Consider the following 13,221-nt stretch of genomic DNA (forward strand, 5'->3'; position numbering starts at 1 on the left):
GTCAGGAACGCCTTGTCGGACCGTCAAATCCAGGTCAAGAAAGCGACATCCGCACGCCCCGCATCCCCGACGCCGCATCGGTGATGAGCTCCAGCGCGCCGCCGGTGTTCTGCGCCACCGACCGGGCGATGTCGAGGCCCAGGCCACTCGATCCGCGGTCGCTGCGGCCACGGGCGAGGGCATCTGCGGCGATGCCCGGACCGCGATCGAGGACGTCGATCGTCACGTCGCCGTCGCGCTGCGCCACCCGGACCGCGAGGTCGGTTCCCTCGGGAGTGTGGGCCAGGACGTTCTCGATCAATGCGTCGAGCGCTGCGGCCAGATCCGCCCGCGCGGCGCGGACCGGCACCTCGCCGGTGGGCAGATCGATGTCGAGGCGACGCCCCTGATCCTCGGCGAGGGGCGCCCAGAATCCGGCCCGGTCGGCGGCCACGGCGACGGCATCGGACCGGGGATGCAGCCCCTCTCGCTGGGGACGACGGGCGGCATGGATCACCTGCGTGAGGGTGCGTTCCAGATTCGCGACGTGGTCTTCGAGCTCGGAGGTGATCTCGCCGGGCGGCAGTGCCTCGACGGACAGGCGGACCGCGGTCAGCGGGCTCCGGAGTCGATGGGACAGGTCGGCGACGTTCTCACGTTCGGCCAGCAGCAACTCGTCGATCCGGTCGGCGAGGGCATTGAGTTCCACGGCGACACGGGCGACGTCGGCGGGGCCGGTCGCCGGGGCGCGCGCCGTCAGGTCGCCCCGGCTCAGTCGTTCGGCCGTCTCGGCGGTCCGCTGCAGCGGGCGGACCAGCCGTCGGGAGGTGATCTCTGCTGCGGCCCCCGCGATCAGGAGCAGGCCGGCCGCGACACCGATGACCAGCAGATAGCGCCGCAGGACCTCCTCGCGGAGGATGTGGGCGGGCGTGAGGGCGTAGACGTGGATCTGCCCGCCCGGCCCGCCGACCGTGGCGGATGCGAGCACATCGCCGTCGGGCAGGCGCGATGTGGCAGCGGTGGAGACCACGTCGAGTCCCGAGTATCGGGGGTCGCGGTCGTGCTCACCGTGGCCTTCCGCGTGTTCTTCGGCGGGATCACGAGGCGAGGTCGACGGGGACGCCGAACCCGGTGCCGTCGAACCCGGTGCCGTCGAACCCCGGGGCGCGGCTGTCGCGTCCGAGGGCAACTGCGCGCCGAGCACATCGCCGTCGGGCATCACCACCGTGACCCGTTCGTCGGAGCGCTCGTTGCGGCGGTCGAGGTACTGCGTCACCACCATGTCATCCGCATATCCACCGGTGCTGAGGTAGTCGGCGGTGCTCTGCGCGGCGTCCCGGGTGGTCTGCTCGGTGTGGTTGTAGGAGTCCGCACGCAGCAGCACCGCTATCGGTACACCTGCCAGCACGATGATCAGTACGGTGATGCCGATGGCCAACAGGAGGATTCGGGCACGAAGGCTCACCGGCCACTCCCGGGGTCGACGAGTTTGACACCGACACCCCGCACACTCGCGAGATAGCGCGGACTCGCCGCGGTCTCACCGAGCTTGCGTCGCAGCCAGGACAGGTGGACGTCGACGGTGCGGTCGGCACCACCCCAGGGCTGTTGCCAGACCTCGGCGAGCAGCCGGCTCTTGGAGATCACCTCTCCCGGGTGTTGCATGAGTATCTGCAAGAGGTCGAATTCCTTGCGGGTCAGTTCGATCGGACGGCCGTCGAGGGTGGCGACGTGTGCGACCGGGTCGAGGCACAGGCCCCCGACGACGAGGACGTTGTCGGGTGTCGACGGTGCGGACCTGCGGAGTACCGCCCGGATCCGCGCGTCCATCTGCGCTGCCGAGAACGGTTTGACGAGGTAGTCGTCGGCACCGGCGTCGAGGAGTCGGATGATGTCGCGTTCGTCGTCGCGTGCGGTCGCGACGATCACCGGTACGTCGTGGATCTGCCGAGTCACCGCGAGGATGTTGGCACCGTCCATGTCGGGCAGGCCGAGGTCGAGGATCACCACTTCATGTCTGCGGGCGTCGAGGGCGGTGATGGCCTCGACGCCCGATGCGACCGGGGTCACCGCGTGCCCGTGGTCGGCGAGGCCCCGGGTGAGGGCGTGCCGGATGGCAGCATCGTCTTCTACGAGCAACACCTGGACCATGAAGCGACAGTAACCCCACCGGGATGCTCTACTCTATAGACTATGGTCCGCAGGTCAGGGGCACCGGCGTCGCGCAGCGTCCGACGACGTCCGCGGCTGTCCGACGAGGTGTCGGAGTACGTGCGTGAGCTGATCGTGTCCGGGCAGCTGCAGCCCGGTGAGTTCATCCGGCCGGAGAACGTGGCCGAAGAACTGGGGGTGTCGGCGACGCCGTCTCGCGAAGGTCTGCTCTCCTTGCAGAGTGAGGGACTGCTGCGTGTGGAACCCCGGCGCGGATTCGTGGTGGCCCCGCTGAGCGGCGACGACATCGAGGATGTTTTCGCCGGGCAGGCACTGCTCGCCGGCGAACTCACCGCACGTGCCACACCGCGACTGTCCGCCGACGATCTGGCGCGACTCGAACAGCTACAGGAGGAACTCGAGACCGCGGCCGCCGCGGTCGACGGCGACGAGGTGGAACGGCTCAACCACGAGTTCCACCGCACCATCTACCGTGCGGCCGGATCTCCCAAACTGTCGTGGATGATCAAGTCCTCGCTGGGATATGCGCCGCGCCGGTTCTTCGCGTCGGTGCAGGGCTGGCCGGACGCGTCGGCGCACGACCACCGCGCCATCCTCGACAGTCTGCGTCTTCGTGATCCCGATGCCGCCCGCAGCTCGATGACCGACCACGTCCGTAAGGCCGGACAGCTCCTCGCCGAGCATCGGCGCGGGGAATAGCCGCCACCCCGGTCCGAGGTGGTCGGTGCCGGAGGTTGCGACCCGGCTTGTCGCTGCGCTTGTCGTCGGCTCGATCATTGTGTGGGCGCAACTCTTCGGCTTGGTGGTTGAGCCGCGATCGAGCGTCGCGTGGACGCGTGTCGAATCCCGGTGAGGTTGTGACTGGGCTGGTGGTCGGCTCGATCATTGTGTGGCGCAACTCTTCGGCTTGGTGGTTGAGTCGCGATCGAGCGTCGCGTGGATGCGTGTCGAATCTCGGTGAGGTTGTGATTGGGCTGGTGGTCGGCTCGATCATTGTGTGGCGCAACTCTTCGGCTTGGTGGTTGAGTCGCGACCGAGCGTCGCGAGGACGCGTGTCGAAACCTCGGTGAGGCTGCGTCGGGAACACGCCGACGTCCGACATGAGGGTGAGCTGCCGTGGATCAATCGTCGCGCGGGTGTCTCGTCCTCGGGTCGGCCAGTGCTCCGGCGATCGCGAACCGCACCGACGTGTCGATGAACTCCTCGTCGAGGGGGCGATCCACGAGAAGCGCGCGCAGGTACGCGGGGGCGACGAGCGTCTCGATCAGGCGGAAGGCATCGGTGCCGGCGGGGAGCTCGCCCCGTGCGATCGCCCGGTCGACGAGCGGGGTGGCGTTGGTGAATCGTCGAGGGAAGAAGGCGGCCTTGGCCGCGATCACCGAGCTGTCGTCGTCGTCCATTGCGGCCGCACCCCGGACCACCCGGAGTACCCCGCGGCGGCTGAGCAATGCGACGATCTGCCGGAGGAACGCCTCGAGATCGGTCTCGAGAGTTCCGGTGTCGGGCAATGGGTTGTCTCGTTCGGCGAGCTTGACCAGTGCCGCTGCCGCAAGGTGATTGGTGGTCGGCCATCGGCGGTAGACGGTCGTCTCCGCGACACCCGCGGCCTGGGCGACACCGCGGATGGTCAGGCCCGGGAGTCCGCGCTCGAGCAACTGTTCCAGCGCGGCCGCGGCGACGGCATCCTGCACGCGCGCGGACCTGCCGCCGGGTCGTCGCCGACCGGGAGACGGCGATTCGGGAGACGCCGATTCGGCAGACGGCGACGTATTCGGCTCCGACACGTACACCAGCATCCCAGGGCAGTGCACCGTTCACGTCGGGCGCTCGCCGTTGACGAGTCTCGTCGTCCCGGCTACCGTTCGCTAACGACAGTCTATCTAGCGTTAGGTGGCGTTGTGTCAGTGACGGAGTTGGCGATCGTCGCCAAGATCGGCCGCGAGGTGTTTCCTCGCGCCGATGTTCTCGCCTGGGAAGACATGCGCATCGACGCTGCGGCGAAGAAGATCGGCGCTCCGGCACCGGCCCCGGCTCCGATCGCCGACCGGCGCGAAGCCTGGTTGCGAGTCAAGCAGGACCTCGGCAACGACGAACTGCTGCGCCGCCTCAGGCGGGACACCACCATCGCGGGCGCGATGGCGCGGATGGCGAAGCTCTCGGGTCGTCGGCGCAAGAGCGTGACGGATCTGTTCGTGCCGGGCGGTTCGGCGCGGCACTTCACCGAGTGGTTCACCGGGATCACGGTCGCCTCCGACGAGGCGGCGCTGCTCCGGGCCTGCCCGGACCACTTCGTGCTGCGGATGCACAGCGGAACGCAGCAAGTGCTCGAGACGAACGGCGGCAGTCCGGTCGCGGCGTTGTTCGACATCGACTACGACGATGTCTCCTCGCTCACCACACCGATCGATGTGCAGTTCCCGTACCGGCTCGACGGTGTCGCCCGGGGATCGGACGGCACACCCATCGGCGGTGTCCGACACCAGTTCCGAGACACCTCCGACGGTGTCCACGCCCGGCTGCTGGTCGAGTTCCCGTTGACCGTGCCCGGCATCGTGGTCCGCGGTCACCGGTGGCACCTGGCGTGCGAGTTCGCCAACTGGTTCGAGGCCGCGGTCGCCTCGGGGGCGGCCTGATCGTGGGAGACCAGACCATGGGATGCGGGGGATTCGATCCCGACCTCGCAACCCCATCTGCCACCACGGACTCCGGAGAAGGACTGATGGACGGGCGATCAGAACCGCTGACTGGGCACCTCATCGCCGGCGGAGACCACGGTGTCGTTTCGGTTCGCGGCGGTGGGCGACAGCTTCACCGAGGGCGTCGGCGACCCGCGGCCGAACGGCACGATGCGCGGGTGGGCCGACCTGGTCGCGGAGGGACTGGCCACCGCGCGGGGTGAGGCGATCGGCTACGCCAACGTCGCGGTTCGCGGGCGACTGCTGGCACCCATCGTCGACGACCAGCTGGCGGCCGTGCTGGCCCTCGACCCACCGCCGACGCTCGTCACCCTCAACGGCGGCGGAAACGACATGCTCCGCCCGCACTGTGACGTGAGTCTGCTGCGCGACCGGACCGAGGAGGCGATCCTCGCCTGTGCCGCCTCCGGTGTGCGGTTGGTACTGCTCAGTGGCCCGGACCCCTCGGGACGGTTGCCCTTCGGATCGGCCATCGGTGCCCGGGGAGCCGAACTCACCGCGATGTTGGCCGGCCTGGCCACCGCACACGACGTGGAGTTCGTGGATCTGTTCCACACCATGGCGTTACGCCACCCGGGCTTCTGGTCGTCGGATCGCATTCACCTCAATCCCGTGGGCCACCGTCGTGTCGCGGCCGAGGTGCTCACCGCGCTGGTCGACGCGACGCCCGAGGTGCCGTCACCGCCCGCGGGGTCGTCGTCGACGCCGTGGGATGCCGTCACCTTTGGGCGTGATCATCTGTTGCCGTGGGTGATCCGGCATGTGCGGGGCCGGTCGTCGGGTGATCTGATCGAACCCAAGCACGACGATTGGGCGGTGATCGGTCCGGCTACGCCGGCGTGATCGCGGCGATGATGCGCTCGGCACGCGCGACGACCGGCGGGTCCACCATGTGCCCGTCGACCGCCACCGCCGACGAGTCCGACGACGCAGCTTCCAGAATCGAACGCGCCCAGGCGATCTCCTCTTCCGAGGGGGCCAGGCAGGTGTGGACGGTGACGACCTGTGCGGGATGGATGCACAGCTTGCCGGTCAGCCCGATCCGGGCGGCATAGGTCACGTCGTCGACGAGCTTGTCGGTATCGCGGAGGGCGGTGGTGACCCCGTCGATCGGCGCACCGATCCCGGCCGCCGCCGATGCCGTCGCCAACGTCGACCGCGCGAACAGCAAGGCCTCGCGGTCTTCCGGATCGGCCCCCACCTGAACCGCGAAGTCGATGGCGCCGAAGGCGATTCGCACCACACCGTCGAGGTCGGCCAGCGCCGGGGTGGTGAGGATACCGCGTGCGGTCTCGACCAGCGGGATCACCGGTGCGCCTGTGGCGGTGGTCACCGCGGCCACCTCGTCGGGGAACTGGGCCTTGGCCAGCACCACCGGCGCCGAGAGTCGTTGCGCGAGAGCGACATCGTCGTCATGCCACGGGGTTCCGGCGGCGTTGATCCGGATCACCGCCGAATTGCCTGCGCCGAACCATTCGGCGATGTGCTCACGGGCGGCCGGCTTGTCGTCGGGGGAGACGGCGTCCTCGAGGTCGATGATCACCACGTCGGCACCGGCGCCGGCGGCCTTGTCGAACCGTTCCGGCCGGTTGCCCGGAACGAACAGGAATGTCCGTGCGGTGGAAAGGATCTGCGCGGTGGGCGCAGCCGTCGTGGTCATCAGAACTCTCCCTTTCCGGAGACGTGCACCGTGCCGTCGCCCGTGATCACCTGCAATGTGACGATGCCGTCGTCCCCCGGGGCGCCCTCGACGCGGAACCGATCGCCGGCGAACAGTGGACGTTGAAGTCGAAGCGAGAAGGTGCGCAACGACGTCCCACCGTTGTTGGCGCGAGCCAGCTCGGCCAGATAGGTGGCCAGCAGCGGTCCGTGGACGACGAGATCGGGATAGCCCTCCACCTCGCTCGCATACGGCAGGTCGTAGTGGATGCGGTGGGAGTTGGAGGTCAGCGCCGAATACCGGAACAGGGTCGGCGGTGCCGGGGCGGGCTCGGCAGTCCACGCAGCGGTGGCCGGGGCGAGCTCGGCGGCCGGCCGCTCGAATGTCGTCGTGTGCCCGGAGTCGCTGCGGTACACCAGATCCTGCTCCTCGGAGAGCAGCGTCGTGCCGTCCTGGACATAGGTGGTGGTGACGGTGACGAACAGCAGGTCGCCGGTACGGCCGTGCTTCTCGGCGATGTTCGTGATCGCCGAGCGCTTCTCGGTTCGGACACCGAGGCGCAACGGCGCGGTGGAGGTCATCCGCGACCCGGCGAACATCCGTCGGCGGTCGGGGATCGGTGGCAGGAAATGCCCCTCGGCGGGATGGCCGTCGGCCCCGAGTGCGGCGGTCGCCGGCCACTCGGAGAAGTAGATCCAGTGCCACGGCAGCGGCAGCGCGTCACCGTCGGCGAAGGTGTCGGGGAGGTCGAGGGTGCGCGCGAGGCGGGTGGCCTGCGCCGGATCGAGCCGGTCGGTCTCGACGGTGGGTTCGGGGTTCCAGCCGGCGATGTGATCGCCCAGCGTCGGTGGGGTGTTCGTCACGACAGTCCTCTCAGAGATCGAGCCCGCCGCGCTTGACGAGCTGTTTGGCGATCACGTTCTGCTGGATCTCATTGGTGCCTTCGCCGACGATCATCAGCGGGGCATCGCGGAAGTACCGTTCCACATCGTATTCGGTGGAGTATCCGTAGCCGCCATGGATCCGGACGGCGTCGAGGGCGATCTCCATGGCGGTCTCCGAGGCGAACAGTTTGGCCATGCCGGCCTCCATGTCGCAGCGCTCACCGGAGTCCAGGCGTGCGGCGGCGTCGAGGAGCAGGCTGCGGGCGGCGGCGAGTTTGGTGCCCATGGTGGCCAGCATGTTGCCGACCGCCTGGTGCTGCCAGATCGGCCGGCCGAAGCTCTCCCGTTCCTGGGCGTAACGCAGCGCGTCGTCGAAGGCCGCGCGGGCGACGCCGGTGGCGCGGGCGGCCACCTGGATGCGGCCGGTTTCCAGCCCCTTCATCATCTGGGCGAATCCCTTGCCCTCGGTGCCGCCGAGCACCGCGTCGGCGGGAACGCGGGCGTCGACGAAGTTCAGCTCGCAGCTCTCCACGCCCTTGTAGCCGAGTTTGGGGAGATCCTTCGAGACGGTGAAGCCGGGGACCTTCTCGACCAGCAGGATCGACACGCCCGTGTGGGCGGGTTCGGCGGCCGGGTCGGTCTTGCACATCAGCGCGACCAGGCCGGACTTGCGCGCATTGGAGATCCAGGTCTTGGAGCCGTTGATCACGTACCCGTCACCGTCGCGGCGTGCGTGGGTCGTCATGTTCTGCAGGTCCGAGCCGCCGCCGGGTTCGGTCAGCGCCATGGTGGCGCGCAGTTCGCCGGTGGCCATCCGGGGCAGATACTTCTGCTTCTGCTCTTCGGTACCGAAGGTCAGGATCAGTTTGGCGACGACGGTGTGGCCGCCCATCGCCCCGGCCAGGCTCATCCAACCGCGGGCGAGTTCTTCGGTGACCTGGGCGTAGCAGGGCGTCGACACCTGGGCGAATCCGTACGGCTCGGGGATCGCGAGGCCGTAGATGCCCATCTCCTTCATCGTCTCGATGAGCGCTTCGGGATAGGTGTTCGCGTGTTCGAGCTCGCGGACGACCGGACGAACCTGCTTGTCCACGAACTCGCGCACGGTCGCGACGATCGCCTGTTCCTCGGTGGACAGTGTGGGCATGGAGCCTCCTGGCTGTTCCTGGGGCGTCTTCTGGCCGACCCATTCTCTATGAAACATAGACTATAGAGTTTGGCATCGGAAGTCACCCGTGGTCTGACCGTCCGCAGGTCAGGGACTGAATCGGAGCCGGTACGCCGACGGCGCGACGCCGTATCGTGCGACGAAGTTCTGGCGGAAGGTCACCTCGCTGGCGAAGCCGCAGGTGTGGGCGACCTGGCGGAGGTCGTGGTCGGTGGTCTCGAGCAGCGAGCGCGCGGCCTCGAGACGTTGCTGCACCACCCAGCGGGCCGGCGTGGTGCCGGTGCTCTCCCGGAAGTGGCGGAGGAATGTCCGCCGACTCATCCGCGCTCGTGCCGCCAGCCGGTCGACGCCGAGGTCGTCGTCGAGATGGGTGAGCGCCCAGTCGAGCACGGCACTGACCGACGTCGGGTTCCGGGTCTCGGGCAGCGGTCGCTCGATGTACTGCGCCTGCCCGCCGTCGCGATGCGGGGCCACCACCATCCGGCGGGCGACGCGGTTCGCGAGGTCGGTCCCGCGGAGACGCCGGATCAGGTGCAGGCAGGCGTCGATCGACGAGACGGTCCCGGCGGAGGTGATCACATCGCCGTGATCGATGTAGAGCACCGAGTCGTCGACGCTGCCGCACCGTCCCCGTCTGGCCAGAACGTCGGTGGCCACCCAATGGGTCACGGCACTCCGTCCGGCCAGGATGCCGGTGTCGGCGACGGCCACCGCGCCGAAACACAGACCCGCGACGACGGCGCCGCGCGCATGGGCCGCGCAGATCAGCGCGGTGAGATCGGCGTCGGGTTCGGGCCAGTGGTCGGGCCACGACGGGATGATCAGGATGTCGGCGTCGGTGATCGCCTCGGGTCCCGACACCCCGGTGAGCCCGTGCCCCTCGGCAAAGGACACGGCGTCGGGCGTCGTCGACCACAGGGTGATGCGCCAGTCCCCGGTGTCGGGGGCGAGATCGGCGGCGTCGCGGAACACCATCTGCGGTGCGGCGACGTGGAACATGCTGACGCCGTCGAACACATAGATCGCGATGTGCATCGGTTCACCTCCGTGGCGCAATCTCATCGGAAATCGGCATTCGTGCCACTTCTGGGGACGACGATACCGCCGCAGACTGCTCACACGGGCCCGAAGACGAGCCCCTGCCGAAAGGAACTCCGATGACCGCACCCCGCCGAGCACTGGTGATCGTCGACGTCCAGAACGAGTACTTCCAGCCGCCCATGCAGGTCCAGTACCCGCCGGTCGACGACTCGCTGGCCAACATCCTCCGGGCCATCGACACCGCGACCGAGCAGGGCCTGCCGATCGTCGCCCTGCAGCACACGCTTCCGGCGGAGGCCCCGGTGTACGCCGAGGGCTCGCACGGCTGGAAACTGCACCCGGAGATCGAACGGCGGGTGCGTCCGGAGTGGAAGCTGGCGACCAAACAGTTCGGTACCGTCTTCGGCGGAACCGATGTGGCCGAATGGCTTTCGCAGAACAATGTCGACACCATCACGGTGGTCGGATACATGACCAACAACTGCGACCTGGCGACGGCGGCCGAGGCGGAGGTGCGCGGGTTGTCGGCGGAGATCCTCTCCGACGCCACCGGCGCGATCCATCTGGCTAACGACGCAGGCAAGGTGTCGGCCGAGGTCCTCCACAACACGCTGATGGTGCTCTACCACTCGAACTTCGCCGCCGTCGCCACCACCGGCGAGTGGCTCGACGCCGTCAATTCCGGTGCGGCACTGGCCAAGAGCAACCTCGTCGAGTCGGCGATCTCCGGAGCGCAGGCGCAGGGATGAGAAACGGGGGCCGATGCGCCCCGATCTGATCGACGCGGACGTCCTCGCCACGGCGAGGGCGTCCGTCTCGTCTCCCCGTCACGTTCGAGACCGATGTCCGCAACCACAACCGACAACCCCACGGGTGAACCCGAACCCCCGGGGTGAACAGCTTTCACAACTTATCCACAAATATTGTTCTGCTTGGTAATTCGTCTGATGCTCGCACATGCATTCGCTACAATGGAACGCATGCAGGGGGAGCTGGAGACCATTCTCGACGCACTCATCGATTGTCGTTTCGACGACGATCCGACCGGGCCGGTCGTGTTCACGGATATGCGGACACTGGTCACCATCAGGAATGTCGTGGATGCGTTGTCCGCGGCCGGGGCCGGGCACTTGGATCGGCTGGGGGTGGCGCAACGGCACGGGCACAAACCGATCGCCTTGTTGATCGAGATGGGGTACGCGCCTTCGGTGGCTGCGCGGATGCAGCGGATCGGGACGTCGGCGGTGGTGGAACGCACGCTGAAACATGCTGCCGACGGCGCGATCTCGGGTGAGCATGTGGATGCGATCGTGCGTGGGCTCAACCAGATCGGGTTACGTGCCGGGGAGGCGCCGGATGCCGAGACCTGGGCCGAGTTCGAGGGTGATCTGTTGGCGCAGGTGTTGTCCGGGGCGAAACCTGCTGAGGTGATGGCACGAGCACACCAGTTGGGGGACCATCACTCGTCGGATGCCGAGGGTGGACGCCCGGCGAAAGAGGACCGCAATCTGAATGCCCTGGATATCGGGCGAACTGATGATGGGCGGGTCGCCGTCTCGGGGAGTCTGGATGTTGTTGTCGGGGAGAAGCTCACGACCGCGATCGAAAAGCTGTCGGCGCCGGTCCCGCAACCGGATGGTTCGAAAGATCCCCGCGACGCACCCCGACGCCGCGCTGACGCCCTGGAGATGGTCCTTGACGTGGCCGCCGGTGCCGGGGAACGGTCGGTGACCGCGCTACCGTCGACGTTGATCAACCTGTCGGTCCCCGCGGATACACCCGACAAGTCGGAATTGGCGTTCGGTGGATCGATCACCCACAACACTCTGCTGGAAACCAGTTGTGATGGTGTGGTGGTGATGACGATCGTCGACGGTGAGCGGGTGCCGTTGGATATGGGCCGGTCGAAACGGTTGTTCACCGCCAGTCAGCGGCGTGCGTTGTTCGAGCGGGATCGGTGTTGTATCAAGTGTGGTGCCCCGGCATCGCGCACTCAGGCCCATCATATTGCGCATTGGTCGGATGGCGGTGCCACCGACCTGGCCAACGGGTGTTTGTTGTGTGCGTCGTGTCATGCCGATGTTCACCACAACGGATGGGACGTCTACATGGGTCCGGATGCGCATCCGTGGTTGATCCCACCTGAGGTGGTGGACCGGCGTCGTCGTCCGATTCCGGCGTACAACCGGCGGTTTGCTGATGAGTTGCCGAATGCTGCCTGACTTTTTGTAGAAGCTTGTGTTCTTTGAGAACTTCATAGAGATTCGGGTTGGGTGTCGGAGCCTCCGTTGGTTGGGTTGGCGAGTTCGGCCGGCGGAGGTTTCGACACGTCTCGTCGCTTCGCTCCTCGTCGGCTCAACCACCAACGGAGCGTGGCTAATTGAGCTGAGCCCTCTTACATGATTGAGCCGCGCCTACCTTGCTGATTGAGCCGCACCTTCTACGATGATTGAGCCGGGACCGAGCGTAGCGAGGACCCGTGTCGAAATCTCCGCAGCCTACGTTGGGTGGTGACCACCTCAGAGGTGGTCGGGTTGGTGACGTCGGCTGTCGGAGGTTTCGACTCGACTTGTCGCTGCGCTCCTCGTCGGCTCAACCACCAACGGCTGCTTGCTGATTGAGGTGCGCCTTCTACGATGATTGAGCCGGGACCGAGCATCGCGAGGACCCGTGTCGAAATCTCCGTAGCCGACGTCGGGTGGTGACCACCTCAGAGGTGCTTGCGTTGGCGACGTCGGCTGTCGGAGGTTTCGACTCGACTTGTCGCTGCGCTCCTCGTCGGCTCAACCATCAACGGCTGCTTGCTGATTGAGCCGGGACCGAGCGTAGCGAGGACCCGTGTCGAAATCTCCGCAGCCGACGTCGGGTGGCGAGCACGTCGGAGGTGGTCGGGTTGGCGAGCCCGGCCGGCGGAGGTTTCGACACGAACCACTGGGGATGCCTACACCCAGCCGTCGCTGGGCCGGCCGGCCCAGTTGGCGAGTCGCTCGGTGGGGCCGGCCTGGGGGCGCGGAGTGACCACCGCGGCGAACGGGACCTGGTCGTCGGCACGGATCTCGGCCGGGATGAACCTCTGGGCGATCTCGATCGTCGTGGCGACGACCTCGGGATCGGCCTCGGGGTTCTGTCCGGTGGCGACCGCGAGATCCCATCCGTGGACCAGGGATTCGTTGACATATCCCCACAGCGCACCGGCACCCGGGACCGTTCCCCAGGGAACGGTGACCGGAGCGGCGAGTTTGGCGTCGTCGGCCCACAGCTCGATGGCCTCGGCGACGGTGGCGGCGTAGGTGTCGACGTCGAAGACATCGGCGACGGGGTGAACGGCGAAGACGTCGGCACCCGACCCCAGCGCGACGGCCCGTCGGGCGGTGCCGATCAGGTGCGAGGCGAGTGTTCGGACGTCGAACTCGGTGCATGGGGTGCGGTTGTCCCACTGGTCGGATCGGACCGCCGACCACAGATCGGTCACCCACGACGTGGCGGCGGCATACGCCGGACGCGGATCGGCAGGTGCGGTGGAGGCAGTAGGAGCAGGAGTAGGGGACGCAGTGGTTCCGGGCTGGGTCATGGGTCTGTCCTTTACAGGCGAATCCGCGGGCATCTCCCGCGCTGAACACC

13 protein-coding genes are annotated in these 13,221 nt (G+C 67.6%); 5 read left to right on the forward strand and 8 right to left on the reverse strand.

Annotation, left to right across the window (positions count from 1 at the left end; genetic code table 11):
* Positions 1 to 34: 34 nt before the first annotated feature.
* On the reverse strand, positions 35 to 1,444 hold the full coding sequence (locus tag Q9K23_RS17685; protein ID WP_305950220.1) for a HAMP domain-containing sensor histidine kinase: 1,410 nt from the start codon (positions 1,442 to 1,444) through the stop codon (positions 35 to 37).
* On the reverse strand, positions 1,441 to 2,130 hold the full coding sequence (locus Q9K23_RS17690; protein WP_020792737.1) for a response regulator transcription factor: 690 nt from the start codon (positions 2,128 to 2,130) through the stop codon (positions 1,441 to 1,443). The genes Q9K23_RS17685 and Q9K23_RS17690 overlap by 4 nt, the downstream gene beginning before the upstream one ends.
* Positions 2,131 to 2,172: 42 nt before the next feature.
* On the opposite strand from Q9K23_RS17690, the gene Q9K23_RS17695 reads away from it, so the two are divergent.
* Positions 2,173 to 2,850 carry a GntR family transcriptional regulator gene (locus Q9K23_RS17695; protein ID WP_020792741.1) on the forward strand — a complete coding sequence of 226 codons (678 nt, stop codon included), beginning with the start codon at positions 2,173 to 2,175 and terminating at the stop codon, positions 2,848 to 2,850.
* Between the two features lie 422 nt (positions 2,851 to 3,272).
* On the opposite strand, the gene Q9K23_RS17700 is transcribed toward Q9K23_RS17695, so the two are convergent.
* Positions 3,273 to 3,842: a TetR/AcrR family transcriptional regulator gene (locus tag Q9K23_RS17700; RefSeq protein WP_261978090.1), complete on the reverse strand. Its 570-nt coding sequence runs from the start codon at positions 3,840 to 3,842 to the stop codon at positions 3,273 to 3,275.
* Between the two features lie 207 nt (positions 3,843 to 4,049).
* On the opposite strand from Q9K23_RS17700, the gene Q9K23_RS17705 reads away from it, so the two are divergent.
* A complete protein-coding gene (locus Q9K23_RS17705; protein WP_053778539.1) occupies positions 4,050 to 4,784 on the forward strand; it encodes a hypothetical protein in 735 nt (244 codons plus the stop codon).
* 141 nt (positions 4,785 to 4,925) lie between these two features.
* Complete coding sequence (locus tag Q9K23_RS17710) at positions 4,926 to 5,690, forward strand: SGNH/GDSL hydrolase family protein (protein WP_053778538.1); 765 nt, start codon at positions 4,926 to 4,928, stop codon at positions 5,688 to 5,690.
* On the opposite strand, the gene Q9K23_RS17715 is transcribed toward Q9K23_RS17710, so the two are convergent.
* The 4 genes from Q9K23_RS17715 to Q9K23_RS17730 all read right to left on the reverse strand — a co-directional run bounded on the left by Q9K23_RS17715 (position 5,677) and on the right by Q9K23_RS17730 (position 9,594).
* A complete protein-coding gene (locus Q9K23_RS17715; RefSeq protein WP_053778537.1) occupies positions 5,677 to 6,507 on the reverse strand; it encodes a CoA ester lyase in 831 nt (276 codons plus the stop codon). The two genes, Q9K23_RS17710 and Q9K23_RS17715, sit on opposite strands and share 14 nt — an antisense overlap.
* Positions 6,507 to 7,370, reverse strand: a complete 864-nt coding sequence (locus tag Q9K23_RS17720; protein ID WP_020791403.1) for a MaoC family dehydratase N-terminal domain-containing protein — start codon at positions 7,368 to 7,370, stop codon at positions 6,507 to 6,509. The genes Q9K23_RS17715 and Q9K23_RS17720 overlap by 1 nt, the downstream gene beginning before the upstream one ends.
* Before the next feature lie 10 nt (positions 7,371 to 7,380).
* Positions 7,381 to 8,538 carry an acyl-CoA dehydrogenase family protein gene (locus Q9K23_RS17725; protein WP_053778536.1) on the reverse strand — a complete coding sequence of 386 codons (1,158 nt, stop codon included), beginning with the start codon at positions 8,536 to 8,538 and terminating at the stop codon, positions 7,381 to 7,383.
* Positions 8,539 to 8,646: 108 nt separating this feature from the next.
* On the reverse strand, positions 8,647 to 9,594 hold the full coding sequence (locus tag Q9K23_RS17730) for an AraC family transcriptional regulator (protein ID WP_053778535.1): 948 nt from the start codon (positions 9,592 to 9,594) through the stop codon (positions 8,647 to 8,649).
* 122 nt (positions 9,595 to 9,716) lie between these two features.
* Here Q9K23_RS17730 and Q9K23_RS17735 point away from each other — a divergent pair, with 122 nt between their 5' ends.
* Together Q9K23_RS17735 and Q9K23_RS17740 are read left to right on the forward strand one after the other, a co-directional pair.
* Positions 9,717 to 10,349, forward strand: coding sequence for an isochorismatase family protein (locus Q9K23_RS17735; RefSeq protein WP_020793505.1), 633 nt, complete (start codon positions 9,717 to 9,719; stop codon positions 10,347 to 10,349).
* A 231-nt stretch (positions 10,350 to 10,580) separates the two neighbouring features.
* Positions 10,581 to 11,822, forward strand: a complete 1,242-nt coding sequence (locus Q9K23_RS17740) for an HNH endonuclease signature motif containing protein (protein WP_261978089.1) — start codon at positions 10,581 to 10,583, stop codon at positions 11,820 to 11,822.
* 719 nt (positions 11,823 to 12,541) lie between these two features.
* Here Q9K23_RS17740 and Q9K23_RS17745 read toward each other — a convergent pair.
* Entirely contained in the window at positions 12,542 to 13,171 is a 630-nt protein-coding gene (locus tag Q9K23_RS17745) for a TIGR03086 family metal-binding protein (protein ID WP_053778533.1), read from the reverse strand.
* Positions 13,172 to 13,221 lie beyond the last annotated feature (50 nt).

This window comes from Gordonia sp. NB41Y (genome assembly GCF_030718915.1).
Lineage (GTDB): Bacteria > Actinomycetota > Actinomycetes > Mycobacteriales > Mycobacteriaceae > Gordonia > Gordonia desulfuricans.